Annotated in this window: 15 protein-coding genes and 1 pseudogene; 13 read left to right on the forward strand and 3 right to left on the reverse strand. The window is 59.9% G+C overall.

Going from position 1 to position 24,809, the window contains the following annotated elements:
• Positions 1-190 precede the first annotated feature (190 nt).
• From NLN62_RS11235 to NLN62_RS11290, 12 genes are all read left to right on the forward strand, one after another.
• Positions 191-6,115, forward strand: coding sequence for a DUF3320 domain-containing protein (locus NLN62_RS11235; RefSeq protein ID WP_254108788.1), 5,925 nt, complete (start codon positions 191-193; stop codon positions 6,113-6,115).
• Between the two features lie 1,592 nt (positions 6,116-7,707).
• On the forward strand, positions 7,708-8,655 hold the full coding sequence (locus NLN62_RS11240) for a S1/P1 nuclease (protein ID WP_254108789.1): 948 nt from the start codon (positions 7,708-7,710) through the stop codon (positions 8,653-8,655).
• Between the two features lie 48 nt (positions 8,656-8,703).
• Positions 8,704-9,246, forward strand: coding sequence for a hypothetical protein (locus tag NLN62_RS11245; protein ID WP_254108790.1), 543 nt, complete (start codon positions 8,704-8,706; stop codon positions 9,244-9,246).
• A 1,702-nt stretch (positions 9,247-10,948) separates the two neighbouring features.
• Positions 10,949-12,019 (forward strand): Gfo/Idh/MocA family protein, encoded by a 1,071-nt coding sequence (locus NLN62_RS11250; RefSeq protein ID WP_256575908.1) that lies wholly within the window; start codon positions 10,949-10,951, stop codon positions 12,017-12,019.
• A gap of 569 nt (positions 12,020-12,588) precedes the next feature.
• Entirely contained in the window at positions 12,589-12,861 is a 273-nt protein-coding gene (locus NLN62_RS11255) for a hypothetical protein (protein WP_254108792.1), read from the forward strand.
• Between the two features lie 170 nt (positions 12,862-13,031).
• A complete protein-coding gene (locus NLN62_RS11260; RefSeq protein ID WP_256575909.1) occupies positions 13,032-16,187 on the forward strand; it encodes a DUF2169 domain-containing protein in 3,156 nt (1,051 codons plus the stop codon).
• Positions 16,177-17,253 carry a pentapeptide repeat-containing protein gene (locus NLN62_RS52955; protein ID WP_256575910.1) on the forward strand — a complete coding sequence of 359 codons (1,077 nt, stop codon included), beginning with the start codon at positions 16,177-16,179 and terminating at the stop codon, positions 17,251-17,253. The genes NLN62_RS11260 and NLN62_RS52955 overlap by 11 nt, the downstream gene beginning before the upstream one ends.
• 3 nt (positions 17,254-17,256) lie before the next feature.
• Positions 17,257-17,664, forward strand: a complete 408-nt coding sequence (locus NLN62_RS11270) for a DUF4150 domain-containing protein (RefSeq protein WP_254108794.1) — start codon at positions 17,257-17,259, stop codon at positions 17,662-17,664.
• A gap of 31 nt (positions 17,665-17,695) precedes the next feature.
• On the forward strand, positions 17,696-18,640 hold the full coding sequence (locus NLN62_RS11275) for a hypothetical protein (protein WP_254108795.1): 945 nt from the start codon (positions 17,696-17,698) through the stop codon (positions 18,638-18,640).
• Between the two features lie 17 nt (positions 18,641-18,657).
• Positions 18,658-19,311, forward strand: a complete 654-nt coding sequence (locus NLN62_RS11280; RefSeq protein WP_254108796.1) for a DUF3540 domain-containing protein — start codon at positions 18,658-18,660, stop codon at positions 19,309-19,311.
• 200 nt (positions 19,312-19,511) lie between these two features.
• A complete protein-coding gene (locus NLN62_RS11285; RefSeq protein ID WP_254108797.1) occupies positions 19,512-20,696 on the forward strand; it encodes a lipopolysaccharide assembly protein LapB in 1,185 nt (394 codons plus the stop codon).
• 2 nt (positions 20,697-20,698) lie between these two features.
• Entirely contained in the window at positions 20,699-21,091 is a 393-nt protein-coding gene (locus NLN62_RS11290) for a hypothetical protein (RefSeq protein WP_254108798.1), read from the forward strand.
• Positions 21,092-21,252: 161 nt separating this feature from the next.
• Here NLN62_RS11290 and NLN62_RS11295 read toward each other — a convergent pair.
• A pseudogene (locus NLN62_RS11295) lies at positions 21,253-21,378 on the reverse strand (IS481 family transposase); the annotation flags it as partial.
• Between the two features lie 327 nt (positions 21,379-21,705).
• Here NLN62_RS11295 and NLN62_RS11300 point away from each other — a divergent pair.
• Complete coding sequence (locus NLN62_RS11300) at positions 21,706-23,148, forward strand: hypothetical protein (RefSeq protein WP_254108800.1); 1,443 nt, start codon at positions 21,706-21,708, stop codon at positions 23,146-23,148.
• Between the two features lie 606 nt (positions 23,149-23,754).
• Here NLN62_RS11300 and NLN62_RS11305 read toward each other — a convergent pair.
• The gene (locus tag NLN62_RS11305) at positions 23,755-24,066 is read right to left on the reverse strand and encodes a hypothetical protein (RefSeq protein ID WP_254108801.1); all 312 of its coding nucleotides are present in this window, start codon (positions 24,064-24,066) and stop codon (positions 23,755-23,757) included.
• 201 nt (positions 24,067-24,267) lie between these two features.
• A complete protein-coding gene (locus NLN62_RS11310) occupies positions 24,268-24,780 on the reverse strand; it encodes an Hcp family type VI secretion system effector (protein ID WP_254108802.1) in 513 nt (170 codons plus the stop codon).
• Between the last annotated feature and the right edge of the window lie 29 nt (positions 24,781-24,809).

Below are 24,809 nucleotides of genomic sequence, written 5' to 3' on the forward strand. Positions count from 1 at the left end.
TTCCGATGCACAACTCCGGAATACTCTCGAATTGCAGAAGTGACCCAGCCTATATTGCTAATTGCGTGAAGACATTGGTGCGCAGCGTGCCAAAAAGGAGGGTACGCGGGCATTTTTATCAATCCTGCGATGTTTTTTGTAACGTAGCATTTGGGGGCAGAGGGTGGAGCAGACACGGGCTGGGGGATCGGTGGGCGGAACGCTGAAGGTAGTTTGCACCGCCGCGGACAACATCAATGTTGCTTTTTATCAGAACGCGGTCCCGATTATCCGCGAACTGGCGCTCGAAAATCGTGAAGGCCGCGACCTGAGGGAGCTTTCGGTGCACCTCACGTCAGAACCCGCGTTCATGACGCCGGGGGTCTGGCATATTGAACAAATCGCGGCCGGGGCGACACACCATATCCGTAGCCTGGATCTGAAACTGGACCCGGCATTCTTAGCAGCTATCAATGCCTCGAGACGAGCCGAGTTGCGCATCCGTGTGGAAGCGGCTGGCGAAACCCTTGTCGAGAATGCCAGCGAGGTCAATCTGCTGCCGCCGTCGCACTGGGGCGGTGTCAATGCCGCGCCCGAACTGTTGGCGGCCTTCGTCAGACCCACAGATCCCAGCGTCGACGTCATCTTGCGGGAAGCCTCAAGCAAGCTGGCCGCGGCGGGACGCGACGACGCGATGGACGGGTATCGCAAGAAGACCAAGGCTAGAGCCTGGGAGATCGCCGACGCTCTTTGGGCGGCGCTCGTTTCCCACTCGATCGCCTACGTTCTTCCTCCGAAGAGTTTCGAACGGTCGGGCCAGCAAATTCGCGGACCGAGCGAGATCCTTTCTCGCAAGGTCGGCACCTGCCTTGATCTGGCGCTTCTCTATGCGTCCTGTCTCGAACAGGCAGGCCTCAATCCGGTGCTGGTCCTGACCGAAGGCCATGCTTTCGTTGGCGTGTGGCTCGTGGATGAAGATTTCTCGAGCCTTGCAATCGATGACCCACAGATGCTGCGCAAACGCGTGCAGCTCGAGGAGATGCTGTTGGTGGAGACGACGATCCTCACCGGCGCAAATCCTGGGCGTTTCAAGCAAGCGGTCGATGCCGGTGCAAAGCTGATCGCCGAGGACGCAACATCGCCGTTCGAGCTTGCCATTGACGTCAAGCGCGCGCGGAGTGCCAAGATCCGGCCGCTTGATCTCTCCAGCTCCGGCACCTCAACCATAACGCCGGCTGGCGCAGCTTCCAGCTCCCAAGAAGTCGGTGAAATTCCGAAGTTCGAGGAGGATTTCGACAAGCCGCGCGAGCCCGTTTCCGAGCGGAGCCTGGATCGGCTCGAGATATGGAAGCGGAACCTCTTAGATCTAACGCTGAAGAACCGCCTACTGAACTTCAGGGACGCGAAATCCACTATCTCGATCGAGTGCCCCGATGCAGCAATGCTCGAGGACAAGCTTTCCAGCGGGGACCGTTTTAAGCTGCTTGGCAGAGCGACCGTTCTCGACGGTACAGACGGGCGCGACGCCACTCTGCTCGCGCAACGGCGACACGACGACGTCCGCCAGGATTTCATTAAAGAGGCGATGGCCCGCGGCGAATTGCACACCCTCGTTCCGGAGACTGAGCTTGACGGACGCCTCACCGATCTCTACCGCGCCTCCCGCCTCACTTTTGAGGAAGGCGGCGCAAATATCCTGTATCTGTGCCTAGGCTTGCTTAAGTGGACACCACAGGAGGGCGCGGGGCCTTACCGCGCACCGCTGATCCTCGTTCCGGTTCAGCTTGAGCGCAAAAGTGTGCGTTCCGGATTTCGGCTGGCGCTACACGAGGACGAGGCACGATTCAATCCGACATTGCTACAGATGCTGAAGCAGGATTTCGACCTGTCGATACCGGAGCTTGAAGGAGAATTGCCACAGGACGCCAAAGGTGTCGATGTCGCGGGGATCTGGAAGACAATCAGACGTCATATCAAGAGCATCAAAAGCTGGGAGGTCACCGAGCACGTCGTGATCGCGACATTGTCCTTCACGAAGTACCTGATGTGGAAGGACCTTGTCGACCGCTCGGACATTCTGAAGCGGAATCCTGTCGTCCGCCATCTGATAGACACGCCTACCCACACCTATGATGGATCGGGAGCCACCTTCGTCGCCGAGAACACGATCGACCAGATCGTAGATCCGGCTGAGCTCTTTACGCCGTTGTCGGCCGATTCCTCGCAGGTCGCCGCCGTTGTGGCCGCTCAACGCGGGGCCGATTTCGTGCTGTTCGGCCCCCCCGGTACGGGCAAGAGCCAGACGATCGCGAATATGATTACCAATTGCCTTGCCCACCAGAAGACAGTGCTGTTCGTGTCCCAGAAGACGGCGGCACTGGAAGTCGTGAGGCAGCGCATGCACGCGATCGGCCTTGGCAACTACTGCCTCGAGGTCCATTCGACCAAGGCTCAAAAGTCGAGTGTGCTCAACCAGCTTGCCACCGCCTGGCGCGAACACGGTCTTGTCACCGAAGAGCATTGGTCGGCCGCCGCCAGCGAACTGAAGCGGCGGCGCGACCAGCTGAATAAGCTTGTTTCCGCGCTGCACCGGCGTCGTGCTAACGGGATGACGGCCTACGAGGCCTTCGGACGCGTCATTGCCGATCGCGAACGGTTTTTGCATGTCGGACTGACATGGCCCGCTGGGACAATGCACGCTCCCGAAGACCTCGCGAGGATGCGCGAGACTTGCGCGGATATTCGCACTGCACTCGAGGCCGTCGGCGATCCCGTCGACCATCCGCTCAAGGGCATCGAGCAGGCCCGCTGGAGCCCGGCCTGGGTGCAGTCGCTTCACCAGTTGGTCGACCGCCTCCATCTCGCACTGCGTGAAGTAAGGGCCGCCGCCGACGATCTGGTGTCGTCGATCGGGCTCGACGGCAGCGCCGGCGACGATGCTCTCCTGCCGCAGCTGATCAAGCTCGTCTCACTGATGCTGCATGCCGATGCCGCAGACGGAGCGCTCTTGCTCTCAGCCGAGACACCAGAACGCGTGAACGCATTGTACGATCTTGCAGACGTCGTGGCCCGAGTGAAGGAAAAGATATCGGAACTCTCTGTCCGATACGATCTCAAAGCTGCGCTGCTCGACCTGCAATCGCTCGAGCGTGAGTGGCTCGAGGCGTGCGCGTCGAACATGTTCGTTCGAAGCGCCCGGAAAAAGAAGGTCAGACTAGCACTGAGCCCATACTGTTCGGGCGAGGTGCCTGACGATATTGGCCGAGACATTGTAGTGCTGCAGGATCTCGCTGTCCTGCTACGCGAAATCGAGACCATAAAGCCGCGCTTCAGGGGCATGGAGCGCTTGTGGCGCGGGGTGCAGACCGAGGTGTCGCGTTTCCAGGGGCTGATCGACTGGGCCGCAAGCATGCGCGACGCGGTCGATGCCTATCCGATCGAGGGAACCGCACCGGATCGGGTTCTCTCGCACATCACAGATCTATTGCTGCGCGATAGCTCGCGCTTCCGGCCCGGGGGACAGGTACGACATGCCTTCGAGACGATGCACAAGGCATTTCCGACCATGCACCGGACGGCCAAAGAGTTGGGCGTATGTATCGGCCTCGATGATCCAGACGACATCGTCAAGATCGAAGCCGACTGGGTGGAGGCGCTCCTCCAACGAACCGCGAGCTGGAAGGCAAATCTCAACAAGGCCCCGCAATGGGCGACTTGGCGTTCCGCCGCTCAGACGGCACGGGCGGCCGGACTTTCCCCTCTTATCGATGCTGTCGAAGTCGGAGCCGTGAACGGCAGCGTTCTCACCAGCATCTTCGATTATGCTTATGCGCGCTGGGTCGCTGAAACCATCGTGAACGAGGACGCGACCCTAAGTAGCTTTCTCGCAGAGAAACACGAGGCCACGATCGATGCGTTCGTTGCCGCCGACCGGAAAGTTGCAGAGCTCGCGAGAGATATCGTGAAGGCACGCATCGGAACGGCAATACCGACCCAGACCAACTTCGGCAAAGATCCGGAATGGGGCACGCTTGCACGTGAAATCAACAAGAAGGCCCGACAGATGCCGCTTCGGCAACTATTCGGCCGCATCCCAACCGTGCTGACTCAACTTGCCCCGTGCGTAATGATGAGCCCACTTTCCATCGCACAATATCTACCCGCGGAAGCCAAACCTTTCGATGTGGTAATCTTCGACGAAGCCTCCCAAATCCTGGTATGGGACGCGATCGGAGCGATAGCGCGCGGCAGCCAGGTCGTGATCGTTGGTGATCCGGAACAGCTGCCTCCCACAAACGTGGGACAGCGTGGCGTGGACGATGAAGACGACGACGGCTCAATAGTCCAGAGCCAGCAGAGCATACTTGATGAGTGCTTGGCATCGAACGTCCCGAGCATGCGGCTGTCGTGGCACTATCGCAGCCGGCACGAGAGCCTGATCGCGTTCTCGAACGTCAAATACTATCGCGGCGAACTGACGACTTTCCCCTCTCCAGTGACGCGCGATACCGCGGTGCGCTACGTTCATGTCGATGGAGGCGTATACGAGCGGGGCGGCGCCAAGGTGAACCGGAAGGAGGCCGAGGCCGTCGTGGCCGAGGTTATCAGGCGCATGAGGATATCTACCCATTCGATCGGCGTCGTCACATTCAACGGAGAACAGCAGCGTCTGATCGAGAACTTGCTCGACCAGGCCCGCCGGACCGACCCGTCGCTGGAGCCGCATTTCGACCGCAACCAGACCAGGGAGCCGATTCTCGTCAAGAACATCGAGAACGTGCAGGGCGATGAACGCGACGTAATCATCTTCTCGGTCGCCGTCGGGCCAGATAAGACCGGACGGGTCACGGCCCAGATCTCTTCATTGAACAGCGAGGGCGGCCACCGCCGCCTCAACGTTGCCGTCACCCGCGCCCGACGCGAACTTCTGGTGTTCGCGACATTGCGGCCCGAGCAGATTGACTTGGGACGCACGAGCGCTAAAGGCGTGGTCGACTTCAAGCACTTTCTCGAGTTCGCCGCGAACGGCGCGCGCGCCATCGCCGAAGCGTTCTCGCCAACCGGGCGCGACACGGAATCGCCGTTCGAGGACGCTGTGATGCGAGCCCTTCAGGAGAAGGGGTGGGAAGTGCATCCTCAAGTGGGCGTCTCGTTCTTCCGGATCGACCTCGGCATCGTGCATCCGGACTTTCCGGGGCGCTACCTCGCCGGCGTCGAATGCGACGGAGCTGCCTATCACCGGTCCGCAACTGCACGCGATCGCGACCACCTGCGTGAAATGGTGCTCACGGATCTTGGCTGGCGAGTTCTGCGAATCTGGAGCACCGAATGGTGGATGGATTCATCCGCCGCAGTGGAAAAGCTTCACACCAGGCTGATGGCTGATCTCGAGGCCGACCGTGCCTCTCGTCCAATTGTCGCCATAGTTGATAAAGCTGCGTCTCCACTGGAGGCAAGCCCATCTGCAGATGGCTCCGACCTGCCCGTTGGCGCCGAGCTCTCGAGCGCAGAGACGCAGGCCGATGCGGAGCAGGCCGAAGTCACGCCTGAACCGGCAAACGACGACAGACAGCCGGTCGAACAACCGAAAGTCTACGCGCGAGGACCGGTAAACGATGGGCATGAGGCTACTCAAAAGCAGGCCACATATGTCAAGGCTGATCCCGCTAACGTTGCTACACCCGACCGCGAGCGTTTCTATGACGTCGGCTACCGCGGAACATTGCGTAGCATGGTTGACCACGTCATCGCGATCGAGGGCCCTATCTACTTCGATGTCCTCGTCGAACGCATTGCCCGCGCACATGGTTTCCTGCGCTCGGGCGAGACCGTGCAGAAAACCGTCGCGGCATCGCTTGGTCGTAATCGCTTTCCGACGACCAAGGACGGCGAACGGCAGATCATATGGCCGCAGGATGGCACGGCTGACGACAGCACGCCCTATCGAGGGGCTGGCGAGCGGGATCACGGAGACATTCCGGTCCCTGAATTGGCGGGACTTGCCCGGATGCTACGGAGCAGTGGCCTGGAGGAAGATGAGGACATCATCCGCGGTATGCAGGACCACTTCGGTTTGGGACGCCTCGCAGCTTCCACACGCGAACGCTTCGAGGCCGCTGTGACGGTTGCGGGTTAGAGGGAACAGGTTCCGCTTCGCCTCGCCCTGGAGGCACCGTGGTGCGCCGAGTTCAACTCCCGATTACGGGCGCTCCAGCGGATGTGCAGACCGCCAGGCCAGCCCCAACACGTTCGAGTGGGTTCAGTGGAAAAGCTGCAATTCTTACAAATCATTCTCAAAAATCCGCGCAAGAAGCGGATTTATATAGACGGTTCAAAGCGTTCCCCCCGGTGCGCCGAATAACAGTTTACGATGCGTCATACCCGCCTCGCCGGGGAGAGTTACTCTCGACGCGCCAACTATCCCCGCCGCCAAAGACACGCGGCCATCCAAACGCAGCCGACTACGACCAGTAATCCACGTGTAATGCGGAGCGGCTGCGCGCTGAAGAATTGCGGGAATGTGTACAAGGACATCCCGGCAGCGAAGAACGCCGCTTGCCCTCGGATACTGACAGGAGCGCCAAAGCAGCGCCGTTGCGGTCGCAATGGCTGAGACCGCAGGGAGCAGCGGGCCGCTAATGAGCATCACAGGGCCGGTCCGGAGCGGATGGCGTCGGAGTTCTGCCGGAGCGCTTCCTGCCCCAGCGCGTGAAGACCATAGGTTTCGCCGCCGTAGAACGGCAGCTTAAAGCCTATGCCAATCACGCTCAAGACGACGGAGACAAGGAGCCGACGTTCGGCGGGCGTCGCAAGGAGAGAGCGTTGCAACTCTAAGAAGCCCTAATGGCAGCAACACAAACGGCACAACGGTAAGCATGTGCGACGCCAGCCATGCCCCAGCCCCCCAGACCCGAAGGCAGCGGCGCCAGCAGCGACCTTTCGTCGGAGAACGGTCGAAGTGCCGGTAGATCACGAACAGGATTCCGGAGACGGCGAGAGCGCCAGCGCCGAAACGGATACGGTTCGCAAACATCGATCCCTCTGAGGCGATTACATGAGCCTAGCTTCGCGACCGTGCACCTCAAGCAGCTTTTCCGAGAAGGCACAGCGAAGTCGGGATGGCTTTTTCGCAAAATCGGGCGTTTCGTCGTGGCTCCACAGATAGACCCATCCTCATCGGCATTGGCGCGGCAGCTTTCCAAACGCGAGAGCAGCGATGTTCCTTGGAAAGCTGAGAGGGACTGACCTGCCACTTAGCTTCATCCAGCGGCGGTTGAAGGCTCGGGGTTACTGAGACGCAGGAGCCAATCGGCGGGTATCTCTAGTGCTAGGATCGCGCAAGGAAAACGCGCCTTCGAGGCGATGAACGAAGAAAAGCTGCGCTCGGACACAACAAAAGGCCTGCAGAATGCATGGACGATGAACCAGCATACCATCGTGCTATGCATACCCACGCGGTTAATGCCCGCTGCCGCGAACAACGAGCGGTCCTCGCTCTGCCCGCGCACTGTGGTCGCGAGCTCAATTGCAAATCCCGCCAGTTGGAGGTGATGTTCGCGATCGGCCGCAGCGTGGCCGGAAGTCGGTATGGTCAGGCGTCGCACCAACACTTTGCAACAAGGTCCTCGCAACCCGCATCGGCCCGTCATAGAGCTCTGGTAAAAAGAAACAGGATTGTTGCAACCTTTAAGCGCAACCCAAGGCAACAAAAAGTGGAGGCATCTCAAGATGCGTCGTGCGGTTTCGATCTCGATTCTGGCCGTGGCCCTCGGCATCGCCTCATCTCCCGCCCGCGCATGGTGGGACGAGGGGCACATGCAGATCGCCTATCTGGCATACAAGCGACTGTCCGATCCCGTCCGGGACAAGGCCGACGCCTTGCTGAAGCTGAACGGGGACTACGCTAAGTGGACGGCGGGCGCGCCCGACGACAAGACGGCCAAGATGTACGCATTCGTTCACGCCGCCACGTGGGCCGACGACATCAAGACCAAACAATACGGCTACACGCGCGACGCCGTCACAAGCCCCACGGCGGGACAGAACATCGGCTATTCGGACCACAACCAGCACGCATTCTGGCACTTCAAGGACATCGATTTCAGTCCAGACGGGACGCCCCTGCCCCCCGTGGATCCGGTCGACTTCGTCACGCAGCTCAAGCTCCTGACCGCGGCCCTGCCCGCATCGTCGGGCGCATCTGACGACGTGCGTTCGTACGATCTCGTCTGGATCCTGCATCTCGTCGGCGATGCCCACCAGCCTCTCCACGCGGCCGCACGGTACACGGTCCAGATCCCGGATGGCGACGCTGGCGGCAACGCCGAGTCCGTGATTCCGGCGAGCGGCTGGAGCATGGTGCTGCATGCCTATTGGGACGCGATCTTCGGTGGCTATTCTTCGCCCTATGGCGCGATCTTCGACGCGGACGACAAGGACGGATTGTCGAGCGTCGGCGTCAGCCAAGCTGAGGCGCAGATTGCCGATCCCGCCGTATGGGCTCAGGAGAGCGCAGATCTTGCGAAACAGTTCGCGTATGCGCCGCCGGTCGGCGCGGGAAAGAACCCGGTCTTCCTAACGCGCGAGTACGAGACCAATGCCAAGAACGTGGCCCGAGCGCGGGCCGCCTTGGCTGCGGCCAGACTGGCCAATCTGATCGACAACGCGCTGAAGTGATTTTTTTTTGCCGACCACCGGCGAGATGCAGAATTGGAGGATCGAACAATGAAAAGATACTTTGCGGCTATCATGGTATCCGTAGCGTCGTTCCTGGTCGAGCCTGTCTTCGCAGCGTCGCCGCTCGCCCAATTGACGCCAATCACCGGGACGCCTGTCTTCTTTGACGCGAAGAAAATTACGGCCGTCGTCGCTCTGCCGACCAGCGAATTTCGCGTCGACGCCGAAACCCTGCGCCTTTCGCCGCAAATCTTCTTTCCGGTGCCGGCCGAGCTGTCGTCGAACGGTCCGAAACCGCCGGTTACGCAGGTGCTCGGCATCTTCGCAAACCTGATGCCAGTGAAAGAGTCCGTGGACGACGTCCTCAAGCTTGCGGGCCGCGACCAATTCGTTCAGTTCACGCTGCTTTCCGGGGACAAAGTCTGGATGCGAGCCTCCGCGATCGGCTGGCTATCGCGCGAATACCCGGCCGCGGCGAATCCGGGCGCCGGCAGCTACCTCGGTCTCGGCCTGGCTCCCGGACGGCCGACGGCGGTGAAGGAAGACGTCGACACCGCTCGCAAGGCCATCGAGCAGGCTTTGCCGAACTAAGGCCGCCGCTCCTCCTCGCATATCTGCCGCCGGACAGGAGCGCGAAGCGGTTCTGTTTGCGGTGGTGGCTGGCAGATAGGCCCGGACGAATCTGGCGACCCCTCATCTGTCTAGTCTGGGCGGTTCACACCACAGTGGTTCATTTTGACGTGTCAAGCATCTTTACTGAATCACAGTCCTTCCAGCAGCTTGCCGATCGCTCACCGGCGTTTTTCCCGTACCGGATCGACGGCCTGCACCGCAGCTCCTTTGGGCCGAGCGTCATGCGTTGACTCACCCGCGGTAACTGCAAACGCATGAGCTTTTGCTAACGCATGATCTACTGATTGCCGACAGCTAGGACAACTGCTTGAGACCGCGCATTGGTCACGCATGGCCGCGGCCGCAGACGGCAGCGCAACGACATCTATTCGAGGCATAATCACGCGATACAAGCTGATCGTCGTGCCCGTATTGGTGAAGCCAGCCAGTCATCGCTTCACGCCGATGCTGATCGTGGCCAACCGCCAGGGTTGAGCCGTGTCGGTTGGTCCAATGAAATATCTTGCCGGGTTCGTAGACTGTCTGGCCGATGAACCAAGCCGCTGTCCGACGGCCTTGTTGTCGGATCCCACAAGGCCTATCCGGCTCACCGCGCAGCGACGGCTTCAGGGGCGCGGGTGCCCTTGATCGGAACATTCGCTTCGATACCGGGAGGCGACAGCCACAATTCCGGCGCCTTACAACTGCTAAAGTGGCCGGTTGCATGAGAGAGCCAAACTCTGGCGGCACAAACTGTTCCTCCTGCGCTCGCGCAGCGCGTCCAATCCGTGAAAGCCAATTCTTTCTGTTGCTTTCAGAATGCACTTGACGGTTTCAGACCGCACCGTGCCGGTAGCATGCAGAGCCGGTTTACGGTCGACAGCCTTAGTCAGGCCTGCGCGAGGTCGGCGATTGTTGATCGTTTCATCGCACCTCCCATACGTGCCATCAACACATGATGTTATACGACGCAAAGAGACTCTGTTCTGAAAACATCATTTCTTTCTGGAATTGGTGATGATGGCAGCACCATCAATGTCGTAACCACAGGAGCACAATTTTATCGCGACGGATGATCCTATCGTCTCCATCACCATCATCCAACCTCGGCTTCCATGACTCGACGGAAGCCATTAAGGAATCTTCTTGGATGTCGATCACCCCGGAAACGGCAGCGTTCTTGCATGCCGAAACACACCGTGCCCGGGCCTTCGTCTGGGGTGCTGGGTTTGCGACATTTGCGTGGGAGCCCTGACGTTGGCTCAACTATGCGTCGCCCTGTTCGAAGCAAGGTTTTGCACAAGGTCTTTACTGGCACGGCAATTGCTGGACCGTGAATGTCCGTCCTCGCCAACCTTTGGGGTTCTGATGTTCCTGCGACTTGGCAATTATTGCCGCAACTGAAAGCCAGCTGTGACAGCGCATTCGCAACTTCAGGCGCAATGCGGCAGGTCCGTTTCGATCTGGCCGCAGCCTAACGGTTACTCTACCAAGTCGGTTATCTGATGGGAAGTCAGGAGGGAGGTGAAATGAGTACAGGGTCCGAGGCTGTCGCCGGAATGGGGTGGCACCCCTCAGATACGACCTCGTCTCCGCTGAATGACTGCCAGAAGCGAACGAGGTTGGAGGGAATCCGACCAGCCTCGAACGCGGTCCAACACGAGCCCTCGGAGAGGAAATGATGATCAGGTATGCAGTCGTCGGCGCTGGCTCGATTTCGCAACAGGCCTTCTTGCCGGGAGTCGGACAGTCCGCAAACTCGAAGGTTACGGCAATCGTAACCGGTCATCGAGACAAGGCCGCGCGACTGGCGGATTTCCATGGTGTTGGTCAGGTCGTCAACTATGACGGATACGATGCCCTTTTGAGAGGCTCCGACGTCGACGCGGTATATATTGCTCTGCCCAACCACTTGCACACTGACTACGCTGTTCGGGCGGCTCGCGCCGGCAAGCACATTTTGGTCGAGAAGCCGCTGGCCACCAACGAACAAGATGCCCTCGCCATGATCGCCGCCGCGCGCGAGGCCGGCGTGCTTCTGATGACCGCCTACCGGCTCCACAACGAACCCGGAACCGTCGCGGTCCTTGAACACATCCGCAACGACGCGATCGGCCGACCGCTCTTCTTTCAATCGGCGTTCAGTTTCCAGACGGCGGCAGGGAACCACAGACTCAAGGCTGCGAGTTGGGGTGGACCGCTCCAGGACGTCGGGGTCTACTGCGTCAACGCGGCGCGTCATATCTTTGCTGAAGAGCCGATCGAGGCCGTGGCAATGGCGCACCGACCGATCGATGACCAGCGGTTCGGCGAGGTGGAAGCGTCGGTCGCGGCCTTGCTGCGTTTTCCTTCAGGCGGCTTGGCCCAATTCGTCGCGAGCTTCGGGGCGGCTACCGTCGACAATTATCGGGTCGTCGGAACGGCTGGCGATCTCGAACTCGACCCCGGCTACAGGTTCGAGACGGCAACAAAATTGCGACTGCGCCGCGACGGCGAGGTCGGCGAAACCCAGTTTCCGCACATCGACCATTTTGCCGCGCAGGTGCAGTACTTTTCAGATTGCATCAAGGCTGGAACGGCACCCGAAGCCGATGGCGAGGAAGGCTTGGCGGACCTGCGCGCGCTGCTCGCAATTGAGACGGCCATCCTGACCGGGCAACCGCAAACGATCACATCCCGTCCACGTGCCCGCCATCCAACACCCGACATGGTGCGATTTGTCCCTGCAACCGATCGACGACTGGTCCTCTGAGGAGACTCCTGTCATCAACGCGGACGAAACGCATTCGACCTGCATAGATTCCAGCCTTCGCCGAACCTCCGCGCCGTGGTAGAGGCCGAGCTGCCGCGTCCGGCGTGCGACCCAGCTTGTTTGCTGCCTGGCCTCGAAGTGTGGTGGGCGCTGCCATCATGTTTTCATCGTCCGTTGTAAGCCGGTAGTCACAAGCAGTTAGTCTCAGTCCATCGCGTGATACCGTGGGCATGGATACCTCGAAGTCGCCACCAAGCCGACCGCTGAACGCGAAGAGAGCAAGTGCGAACGTTTTTTGCCGTCTTCGCCTGCATATAGCGACGTGCCGACGACGTTTGCCCTACTGAAGCTCCTGATGTCACCTTGAAAGAACTCGCGTGCGGCAGACCATGGTCGCTGTTTCGAGCACGTCAGGCGTTGTGCGTTCGTCAGACACTGGACACGGACCAGTGGTCGTTTCCGCACGAAAAGCATTCGTTTTCCGGCGATTATCGCAGCAGCCTTTGGAATGGAAATTGCTGTACTCAATCACAAAGACAGTCAGGCTTGATGCGAGGACCTCCTCGATCGTGATCAAGCGTCGCTTTATCCTCGAAGGTCGCCGATTTCGCCATGACTGGATCGGCTTGGATACGATCGAAGAGCTTGCGTTGTTCCTGCAACCGCCGCCGGTTGCGTTACGTGCACTGTCTTTCGTCCTATTAGAACACATTCACGAGCAGTCTTTCTTTCGCCCCCGAGCGGATTCGGACAAGCCGTTCGCAAACATTGGTCCTAGTCGTCTAGATCGATTTGACGTATTCGGCAAAGAGAACTCGTTAACTGAGCGTCGAACCTTGTGAGCTGAACGTTCTGGCAAGTCGAACTTGACGTGTAGCACAACGATGGCTCTGCCCGAGCGGGCGGCTGCCACACGCGTCAATTCACCGCGCCGTAGGCAACAGATCAATTCGCAACTCTGTCACGCCGGAGAAATAAGATTGCGAAGTGGGACATTTAGCGGGGCGCTCTCATGCCCATTCTTATAAAGCCCCGAACGCTGGGTCTGTTGACCAAATGCGAGCGACGTCCTCGCGGGGCAAGCCTCATCATTTCCGCCTTGGCGATGTTCGACCTCGCGAACCCCTGCGCTGACCGCCTGGAGGGCGAGCAGGAACTTTGGGTCATGAGCGCGAAAGAACTCCCGCCCGGCAGCCCGCTTGATATCGGCATGCCCAAGCCGCAAGCGGAAGTGCTCATCGGTGGACATGCGGCAGCGCCCGAGGGACCGCCGATCCAGCGCATGATGTTGGGCTGGTCGCTCGGACCAATACAGAAGCGCCTGTTGGTGACGGGCGATCGCTATTGGCAGATGACGGCGTCCGGCTGGCGACCAACAGCTGCCAAACCTTTCCGGCGGATGCCGCTAATGCATCAGCGCGCATTCGGCGGGGCCGGACATCCGACGAATCCGACTGGCACGGGCCACGAGGCTCTTCGCCGTAGCATGGCCGGCGAAGTGGTAGCCCTACCCAACCTCGAAGATCCCGACTACGCGGTTCAGTTCATCGAGACAGCGGCGCGACCCGCAGCGTTCGGACCAATGGCCCTCGATGATAAGGAGCGCCTGCGACACGCCGGCACTTATGACGCGGCGTGGCTGAAATCGGCCGCTCCCGCGTTGGCGCTTGATGTCGATCCGCGCCTCTTTCTGTTCGCACCGCTGGACCAGCGCTTGAGCGGCTTTCTTTGCGGCGGAGAACCCTATGCGCTGCAAAACTTCTCCTCGGAAGATCCATTGATCGAGGGCCAGCTGCCCACCTTTCGCGTGCGATGCTTCATCGGTTGGAGCGCTCCAGAGCGTGCTGTCAGTGAACTGCAGACGCGCATCGACACGCTGTGGCTGTTGGCCGGGGCTCGCCGGGGAATTATGATCTACCGCGCCGCGACCGCCGTGCAGGAAATCGACGGCAGCGACGTTGCCGACATTATGGTCGCCTACGAGCGGCAGAGCGATCCCGCGCGCTCGGCGGATCATTATCTGAATGTCAGGCGGCTGCGCCTCGACCCGAAAACCGCCGCGCGATACGCCTTTTCGGAACATCAACTCACGCCCGCGCTTTCGTCTGCCGAGCGCGAGCGCCGCGCAGCACGGCGAGGAGAATTGGCCGAACAGCGTGCATCGCGCCAGCAGGCCTCAAGGCGCTGGGCGCTCGACCAAGAACTCGCACGTATCGATCTTCCACCTGCGCTGCGCCCTACATTCGAGACCTCGCCCATCGAACCGTCAACTATTCCCGAATTGTCGCCCGAGGAACTCGAGAGCGGCGAAATCGACTTGGCCGAGATTCTCGACGCCGTAGAGACGGTCCAGTCCAAGGCCGTGTCCGATGTCGACAAGCTTGCTGCTCAATGCGAGCCTATGCGCGAGGCGTATGAAAGGATTTCCGGCGGGAGTGCTATGTCGGGCGATATCGACACGTTGCTTGCCGCGATCGGCAGCATGGACGCTGCGCACGCGATGGATGCAAGCTTTGAGCAGATCCAGCCATTGCCTATCTTGCCGCCGGAAGTTGATCCGACCCTCGTGCACGAGTTCGAAGCCAAGCTCGCGCGGGCAAAGGACTGGCGTGGCGAGATTGTTGGCGCAGCAACACGGCCAGTCGACGAGCATCAGCAATTCGAACTTGCGCACGCTCGCCTCTTCGGCCTGCCGGCTGGCAGACCGCTTGAGTCGATACAAGCCTCGTTATCGGACGACGCTTTTTCACTGCCCGACGTCCCTTCACTTGCGCTGCCAAAGGAAGCCCAGCGCGTCAAGTGCCAGCCGCCGCGGCCACCGACCATTGACGACATAATAGCGCAGATCGAGAACAACGGTGCACCCACTGAATCCGTGCAGCGTCTGCGCACGATCTTCACCGATGCCGAAGCGGCGCTCAGAGGCACCCTGCCCTCGTTAGCCAGCGATGGCCGTGCGCCGTTCGAGGCATTCGTCGGGACCGATCAACCGCCGCTCGCCGATACGACCGAAGCGGCGCTGGATGAGGCCGTCCGGAAAAGTAAGGAGGCCCTGACCGGCCTGCAGACCGAGATCGATCGCGCCGAAGGTCAGCTCGCGCCCGCCATGGCCGCGGTCAGGCTGGCCTCACCCAAGCCGCTCGAACCTCAATCGGCGCTGGCTCCAGCCGTGGCACGCGCGCTGGGCGAGGTCGTGGAGGAAGAATACGGCCGCGGCCGCTCGCTCGCTGGCCGCGATCTTGCCGGCGCCGACCTGTCGGGCAGGCAATTCGCCAATGCGGATTTCTCCGGCGCCTTTCTCGAACGCGCCAAGCTGAACGGGACCAACCTTGCCGGCGCAAAACTTATGAAGGCCACGCTTGCCGGCGCGGTGCTCGTCAACGCTGATCTAAGCGCGAGCGACCTTACTGACGCCAATCTTGGTGAAGCCGACTGCCGCGGGGCGCGTTTCGCAGGCGGCCGGCTTGTACGTACTCATGTTCTCGGAGCACGAATGGTGGGTGTGTCCTTCGACCACGCACGTCTGGCTAATCTACAAATGTTGCACCTGCCAATGATCGGATCAACATTCCGCTCTGCGCAGCTACATCAATGCGGGTTCATTCGAGCCGCCCTGGATAACAGCTTATGGCAGGGTGCCCTCCTCCAGCGAACACAATTCATGGACTTGTCGCTGTGTGGTGCGGTCTTTTCCGGCACTCGCCTCGAGCAAACCTGCTTCCTCAAAGTGGCAGCGCCGCAACTCGATTTCAGTGCCTCCAAATTTGACCAGGTCAGCTTCATCGGTGAAATCGATCTTCGCGATGCCCGCTTCGACCGTAGCAGCGCGGAGGCGCTTTCCTTTCAGGACGCCGACATCAGCGGCACCGACTTCAGCAGGGCGCGGCTCAACGGCGTCTATTTCGGGAAGTCAACTTTGTTGCGCGCGATCTTCCGAATGACCTCGCTGAAAGGCGCGGTCCTCACCGGCAACGATCTGCGCGGCTGCGACTTTTATGCTGCCAACCTGCTCGAGGCACATCTCAATCAGGCGGATCTGGCCGGCGCCAGTTTGCGCAATGCGAATCTCTATGGTGCCGACCTAATGGATTCGACATTGGACGCCGTTGATTTGAGCAACGCCAATATCGAGCGTACCGTCCTTATGGTCCCTCGCCATGTCAATTGATCTGCTGTTGCAATCAATCGCCCACCGCCTCCCGGTACGCCAAGTCAATCTCGATGGCGAGACGCTGTCTGGATTATCCTTGAACGATGGCGTCGTGCTGAGCTCATCCTTTCGGAACAGCAACTTCGGCGGCACCTCCCTGACTGGCATGACTTTTCAGGACTGCGACTTCAGCGGCGCTTTATTCGCCGACGCTTGCCTCGACAAATGCACGTTTGTCAATTGCTGCGCAGGCGATTCCAACTGGCGAAGGGCTAATCTCGTCCAGTCGACGTTGATGTCGTCGGATCTCAGCCGTGGCGACTTTAGCGAGACGCGGCTCACTCAAGCGACAATGATGCGCTGTGTCTTGGCCTGCGCCGTCCTGCGTGACGCCACCTTGTCACAAAGCGCCATCATGGAATGCGACCTGACCAATCTCGTGCTCGACGGCACCACACTCACGAACGCCGCCATCACGCAGGCCGATTTGCGCAGCGCTAGTCTCGCAAATATGCGATGCGACACTATCCTGTTGGCGGAATGCGATCTATCCGAGCGAGACCTCACAGGTCTGACGCTGATGCGCGCGAACTTGAGCGGGGCAAGGCTGAACGGCGTCAACTTGTCCGGTGTAGACCTCTCTGGCTCGATTCTGTCAGGCGCCAGCCTCGTGGGCGCCGACCTCTCACGCGCCACCGCCTCGAATACGCTGTTCGACAAGGCGGACTTGCGAGCCGCCAACCTGCGAAGCGCCGATTTGATGCAATGCATCTTCCAGGAAGCGCGCCTCGACAGCTGCGATCTCTCGAACACAACATTGGAGATGGCCGTATTTACGCGTGCATCCGCCAAGTCTACCTCGTTTCGCGGTGCAAAGATGCCTTATGCGCTGATGCACCATGCTAAGGCCGATGGCAGCGACTTCTCCGGCGCACGCTTTCTACGCACCGATTTCCATTGCACATCGACTAACGGCAGCCTGTTCGTCGGCGCGCGTGGCAGCGCCCTGCCGACGGTGCCTGAACGCGCTGTTGCCGAACTCTACGATGCCAGTTTCGTGACCCCGTTCAATGGAGAGTTCTGAACCATGCCCTACGTCAATGCCAACGGCCCCATGTCGGCGCAGGATCTCGGCTTTCCCGACGTATGCAACACACCGGCCGGTCCCGCCGTCGTGCCCACCCCCTATCCGAATATCAATTTGAACACGACAAGCATTCCCAGCCAATCTCGTTGCCTGCTCATGTGTATGCCGGCGCACAATATGAAGACGGTGCGCGCGATATCGACGGGTGACAACGCGGGCGTGGCCCTCGGCGTCATGTCGGGCACGGTCATGGGTCCAGGTCGCGCCATGAAGGGATCGACCAATTTGTTCATCGGTGGCCCGCCGGCGACCAAGATGGCGATGCCAACCAAGCAGAACGGTTCCAGCCCGAACACATTCGGACTGTCGATATCACCGTCTCAAACACGATTAATGGCGCTACGCTAAAGCACCCATCCGAATGACCGAGGAGCCGATTATGTCGAATGCCTATGCCCGATTTTTCGTCCCAGAAACACCAAACTCTCCCCTGACGAGCTCGAGCTATCTGCGGCTCGGCGCTTATTCGGTCGGCGAGGAGGAGATTGTTACCGACCTCATCTCAACCAGCGACAACAATTCGACCAAGCATGAAAGCGACCACGCTGGCATACTTGCCTTCACCCAGAAGGACTTCCAGGTAACCGCTGAGGGCGCTTCGCTCATGAGAATCGGCCGCGGCCACACGACCGAGGTCAGGAACGGCGACGCCAGATATAAGGTCCTAAACGGCGCCTATGAGATCTCGGCCCAGAACGACGTATCGATCAGCGCCGGTGCCGACGGAACCGCGGGCAACATCAGCTTGACCGCCTCGCATTACGAGCAGACCACCAAGGGCGACGTGTCGGAGACCACTCACGGCAACTCGACACGGACCACAAACGGCTCGGCTATGGAAATCTACAACGGTGCCAGAGTGACCTGCGTTCAAGGCGCAAACGTTATCACGGCTGTGGGCCTCAGTGTAGCTGCGTTCCTCGGCGGGGCGATCTCCATCGGGGCTGGCTACAATCTTTCAATCAGCTGTGGCGGCAACTGCTCGATCAGGTTCCTCTTTGCAAATGCGCTAACGATCGGCAACGAATTCAACAAGGTGACAGGCAATATGACCAGGATCATCGGTGGATACAACGTGCAGGTCGCTGATTCTGATATCCGTTATGTCAAGAAGACCTATCTCAAGGTGGTAGACGATGCTGACGTGAAAAGGGTCAAGCTCGACGGCACGTGGTGCGAAACGCGCGTGCAAGTAGCAGACGCACAAGTGCAAATCGGTCAAATGAGCTCCGATCAGCACCAGGTTGTCGACAGAGTGTGCGAGGTCGAAAGCGCAACCGGCCGGTATAACACCCAAAACTGGCGTACGCTCCTGTACCTGTAGCCAGCAGGAGTGAGAATATGACAGTGGCCTTCCGCACCAACGCTGAGCTCTTGGCGCCAACCGAGCGCCTGCTTGATCCTGGGCATCACACTGCCCGTATCGTGGCAATCGATGACAATGGCACAGCGTCGGAGGTGGAAGTCGCCGGCGCTCGTCATACGGCGGTGGTAGCTTTCGGCTGTCTGGTACGGCCGATTCCTCAGGACCTCGTGCTAATCTTCAGCGATGCGAGGCAGGTCTTCATTCTGGCTGTGCTCGAGCGGCCGAGGTCAAGTTGCGGGACCCTCGCTTTGCCCGCAGGTGGCAATCTATCGATTGAGGGCGACACCATCGCTATCGCCGGCCGTCAGCGAATGTCCCTGCGCGCCGACACTATCGATCTGCGGACTAAGCTGTTTGCCGTGTTCGCGGACAGGGCCAGCTGGATCGGCAGGCTTTACACGTTGATTGCGGACCGTTTCCGCAGCGTGACGCGCATCCAGGAAGCGAGCGCGGATTCGCTTACCGTAAAGGCAGTCGAGCGTATCGCTATCATCGACCGTATCGACTCGCTTCAGACCGAAACCCAGGTGATTAAAGTGACCGGCATTGCCTCCGAGACGGCTCACAGCAAGGTCATTGCCGTGACCGAGGACCTCCGCCTCGACGGCAAACGTGTGACGGTCGCATAGCGCGCATGCCGACCACTGGCTTTCCGGCTCCAACCTGGCAAGACCGCCTTAGAACGGCGCAGGAGTTCATTGCAACCAACCGTCTCGATGAGGCGGAGGCGCTGCTGAACGATGTCCGTATCGTAGCCAACGATCCTGACATACTCAACGTAAAGGCGACACTAGCGCTCGCGCGGCGGCGGACCGAGTTTGCGTTCGAGATGCTGGCGGAAGCGGCAACCCTCTATCCTGAGCACTCCGGCCTCGTCACTAATCTCGGCATCGCCCACGAATTGCTCGGCCGCTTCGACGAGGCGGTGATCTGTCTGGAACGCGCGTCGGCACTCGTCCCGCACAACCAAGACATCAAGCTCGCGCTTGCTCATGCGCTGCTGTGCCGCGGCGACATTGCGCAAGCCCGCGCGATCACGCAAGCCGCTCTAAAACACGAGCCTGCCAATGCGCGCGCCTTCCTCCAACTTGGAGCCATCGATCTCGCCTTGCGCGAATACCCATCGGCCGAGGCGGCCTTGCTTCGCGCCCTGGAACTTATCCCGGACGATCCCGATACGCTGCGCAACATGTCGGTGCTCTTGCTCGAACAGAGCCGCTTCGACGAAGCGCTGAGTTTTGCGGAACGCGCCCATTTGCGGGCCCCGCTCGATACGGCCGGGCTTCTGCATCTGGCCTATTGCCGCGCCGCGACTGGACTCTGGCTGCAAGCGGAAGCCGCTTGCAAGAAGTTGCTTGCCTATGCGCCGACCCTTCTCGGCGCGCGCGAAATCCTGGCCCGCGTCACGATCGCAAACGGTGAGGTGGATCGAGGCATTACGGAGCTCACGCAGTTCGTACGCACCCACAAATCAGATCTTTCCGCCGCGCTTGTTCTGGCGCGCACCCTGCAGTTTGTCGGCCGGTTCAATGACGCCCTCACGCTTGCCAGCCACGTCGCGCACGCCTGCCCCGACGATGAAACGGCAAGCCGTCTGAAGACGACCCTTGAACTGACGCTCGGTCGCTTCCCGACGCCCGAGCCGGTCGCCTTGGCCCTTGTAACTTTGGTTTATGTGCCGCCGACGACTTGCATGCTCGAATTCGTGGCGCTCGTTCTTCTTGTGCGTCGGCTGGCGAGCCAGCAAGTTGTGCGCGTCATTGCGGAGCCACATTACCAGGCAGTTCTCACCAGCCTGGCTGAGCAGGTCATTTCAGAGGAGCCAAAGTCTGGACTCTCCACCACCTCGCTGCAATCGTTATTGCGCGTACTGGCGATCGATGCGCACAACATTGCCGATGGCATCCCTTATCTGCGACCCGATCCGGGATTATCCGCCAAATGGCGAGACGCTCTGGCCGGACTTGCAAGACCATTGTCGGCATCGTGTGGGACGGTGGTGTTCTCGGTCTAACCATGGAACAGATCGCCGCTACGCTCCCCAACTCCATCACGCCGGTCAGTTTGATGACCGACGCGCAACGGCACGACATGAAGCGATGGAGCCGCCCTATTGATGCTGGTGTGCATATTGACAGCCCAGCGGAATTGATTGCAGGGATCGCCATTCTCGACGCGATGATTGGACCCGACAGCTTCGCGGTCCATATTGCGGGCGCGCTCGGAATTCCCGGCGTTGTCTTCGTGCCGAACGGTTACCCTTGGTACTGGGCCCAGGGCAACGGAAAGCCGCTCTGGTACCCATCATTCGAAGTCATTGTGCAGGAGGAGCTCGGGAATTGGTCCGGGGTGATCGACGAAGGTCGACGCCGGCTCGCCGCGCTATTGCACGCGCACGCGATCGATTGAACGGTTTGCGCCGCCCAGAGCGTAACCGGAGGTCACCATTTGCGTGCTGCAGACATTCGCCAAACGCCTAACTCCGACATGAGAGCGTGCCGCGGACAGGCTGGCCCGGCAGAAGCCTCCTAGCGGGCTCCCGCTCATCCTGGAGATTGGCGCCGGGTAACGACTGGCGCCTTGCGGTTATACAGCTTGGCAAACGCCGCCTGGCTGTAGATATCCATGAAAGGTCTGCTGATAGATCTTGCCCACGCGCCCTTCGTGTTGCCGACATAGAAGATGTCCTGCGCGCCGGTCACTCGCTCTCGAACTCGCCATACGCTCGCCCTTTATCTGCAAGACCAGGCCCCTGTTTGCATTCAGCTTCACGCACTTTTCGCCTTTCCTGGTCTCGGCGCCGCGCATGTTGGATACCGAGGATCGCGACAGCGAGGTCTGACGCGCCGCTTATGGGCGGTCCGAAGGTTTCAAGCGGTCGGCGCGTAGGAAAGGTTCGGCGTTCATTGGCGGCCGCGACAAGCCCCTTGAACAGGCCGGACAACGCCGGCACGGCCCTTGCTATCAAGAGGCAGCAACCCTGAGTGAGGCTGAGTGCCTCCTCGCCGCATCGGAGTGGGATTATGACGGGTAGTCCGCAGGCTAAAAAGCAAAAGCAAAACCCTCCGAACGAGCTCTCTTGTGTGGACGAGGCGCTGATCTCCGATTTTGAGGAAACACTTAAGCGTCTGTATCCGTTCAGATACCTCGGGTACCCAAGTGTTCTTCGCAGGTTCAGTAACTGGCTCAAGATCGGCAAGAAGGAGCCCATGACTTGCCGACTTTTCCATGATGGGCTTACGGACGATGCAGAACAGTTCAAGCGTGAATTCGGGAGCAGCACGATCTGCCCCGCGTTGACGTTGCTTCGGGAACAACATCGTGAGCCAGCAGGGGGGCACACCGGTGAGGGCAGTTCGCAGCAAATTACCGGGGCATCGTCTTCAACCGGGGCCGTGTCGTCCTCGGCCATCAGCAGTCTCGGATCGTTGCCATCCGAATCGAGCAATCGCGGTTTGGACTTGGATCTGAATGCGCCCCTACCGGATGAGTGGCTTATTTCCCACTTCGGACACCAAGCCATTACGGACGGCTGGACCCAAGGCGTCGTGGCGCGACAGATCCGCGAGCTTACGAAATTCGCCGCCTGGCGTCACCAGACTGGTAAGCCGGCAATGGCCGATCAGCTCGATCAGCTCGATCAGCTGCATGGCGATTCGCAGGCCTATGCGGTAAGTCAAAAAGTTGATCCCGACGCCGTTGCTACCCTAAGAAGGGCGTTGAACGGGCTTGCGGAAGCCGCGGCCGGGAAAAACGTGAGTGGTCCTCTAAGGAAAGCAAAATACGACGAGGACGAAGATCTTATTGACAAATACGGGGCAACAACAGACTTGAATATGAAGCCGGACTCTGTCCGCTCATACGCAGCGGTGCTGCGTCGGTTCAGTGACTGGCTCTTTGACAACGACAAGGCGCCGATCGCGCGCCGACTTCACCGCGACGAGCTGTTGGAGGATGCTAATCAATTCAAGGTCTCGTCCAGTAACCCATCGATCCGAGCCGCGCTGACAAAGCTTCGGAGCTTCATCCTCGAGCAAGCGGATTCCTCCGCCGGGGTAGACACTCCGCAGCCCAGCTCGTCCCAGGTACCTGCCCAGTCGCTCGTGGAGCTCCCGTCCTCGGGTTTCGGCGGAGGGAGGCCCGTGGCGGAGTATGGACATCTTGTTGACTTGGGCTGGCAGCATGGCCGCCAAGCGGCCCCGGACATCCTGATCGCCGAACTGACGAAAAGCGGCCTTCTGCCAACGACGCCGTTCCAGTCGACAAGTATGTACATCCGCGGCCAGCCCTACACGGCGCAGTTGGATCCAGCGAAGGACGTCGTGACCGGAAACAATCCGCGAGGCGGCAATAGCATTATCCTTATCCCGCAAATTAAACTCGAACCGGACGAGTCGGCGGGAGCGCACATCGCACACGTCCCGGAATCACAGCCGTTTGCACAACAACGGCCAACAGATACCTGATCCAAATCATCTTACGCAACACAGGCGCAGCCGTCCCGACCTGCCTTGCCCGGTGCAAGGGGCGTCCGGCGGTCAATGATGGCCGCAGGCGACCGCGGCGCGACGCGAAGCGTCCTTGAGGACCGACCGCCCCCTTGCGATGGTGGGTTCAGGTGGGACTCGGAGGCGTGTCGGATGGTGCAACTCAGCTCTTCTAATCGGCTACGCGACTACCAAGCCGTGGGCGGGTCAACGCTCTTCGAGCGTAAGAGCCTCCTCCTCAAAAAGCCCGTCGCTCCTTCGTATAGGCCTGCACATCGGCATTCAGTTGGTTAGGCCGATTGGCCATTGGCGACCACGGTCTTGCGAATCCATCTGCTAAACCTCGCCGTCCATCGCACATAATTTCAGGCGCGGTCCCCCTTTTGGCTTCCGTTCGAAGTGGGAAATAAGTGCAGCGTCAATCTCGAGGCCGAGCGCCTCTGGTTGGTCAGAAGACTTGTCGGGCGGCCGTGCTTTGCTTCTTGTGCGGCGGGCTGTCGGTCATGGTCCATCTTCGACTCAGGATGAACTCCGCGCCCAACCACTTTGGGAACATCTCAAAAGCAGGGGCCGCGCGAACGAAATCTACCGAAATTGTTCAGCTTGGAACGCCTCGCACACGACGGACGGTGTCCGACGTTCCAAGTCCAGCAGAATTGTCGTCAGAAGCATGACACGGTCAACTGTCGTTCGCGCGCGAACAGTTGCCGTCCCGCGCAATAGCCGCATCAGCTGCCGGAACGGAACTGCTCTAACCTCAATCACGAAGCCTGTCAGGTTCGACTGAAGAGAAACGAAATGGCCATAGTCCGATGATGCCTCTTCGTCGGCGATGATCAATTTACCCGCGGAGCCTTGCCATGCATGCTGCACCACGAGTTCGAAATCACCAGCCATACCAAACGCCCCCGAAGCAAGGCCGCCTCCCCCTGGCTAAAGACACTAAGCCGCGCAAGCAACGACTTGAGATCGACCGCAGCTACCGCAGCGTTCCCCAGCCATGGCGCGACCAAGGCGCCCCCAAAAGGGCGGCGTACGAGCTGAGCTGGAACTCACAAAGCTTTCGCCGCCGCACAGCGGCCTGGGGGCCGAAGTCGTTCACCACTTGTCTTCGCCGGTGGTACTGCCAGGAATGTGTTCCCATTTCACTTCTTTGTAGGTGAACGACCACTCTTCCATGTTTTGGAAGAAGTTGTTCTGCGGGTTGATCGTCAGTGGCACAAAAGCCTTGCCTTCGATCAAGGTCGCGTTCTTCCAGGTCGTTTTGAAGAATTTTTGCGGCTTCGGCATCCCCCCTGGGTCGGCGCGGTAGAACTCGCACACCACCTCTTCAAGCAGCTCATTGGTGGCCAGCGCCTGCCAGAGCAGCGGCGAGGCACGATCGAAGAACTTGGTGAAGACCACCGGCTGATGATTGCGTGCGCCGGTGGCGACACCGCTCGTCATATCGCGTGGGACAATGATTCCACTGGTGAAGGCAACGACCGTGACCTTTGATTGGTTGTCGGCGTCGCTTTTGGCGACCTGCCCGATGCTATCAAGCTTGGACGCATCTTTGGAGATGTCGCCCTGCTTCTTGCCTTTGATCGTCATGTAAGCTTCAAGCGCCACTTTTGCCTCCATTGTCTGATATGCGCCGC

The organism is Bradyrhizobium sp. CCGUVB23 (genome assembly GCF_024199885.1).
In the GTDB taxonomy this organism is placed as follows: Bacteria; Pseudomonadota; Alphaproteobacteria; order Rhizobiales; family Xanthobacteraceae; genus Bradyrhizobium.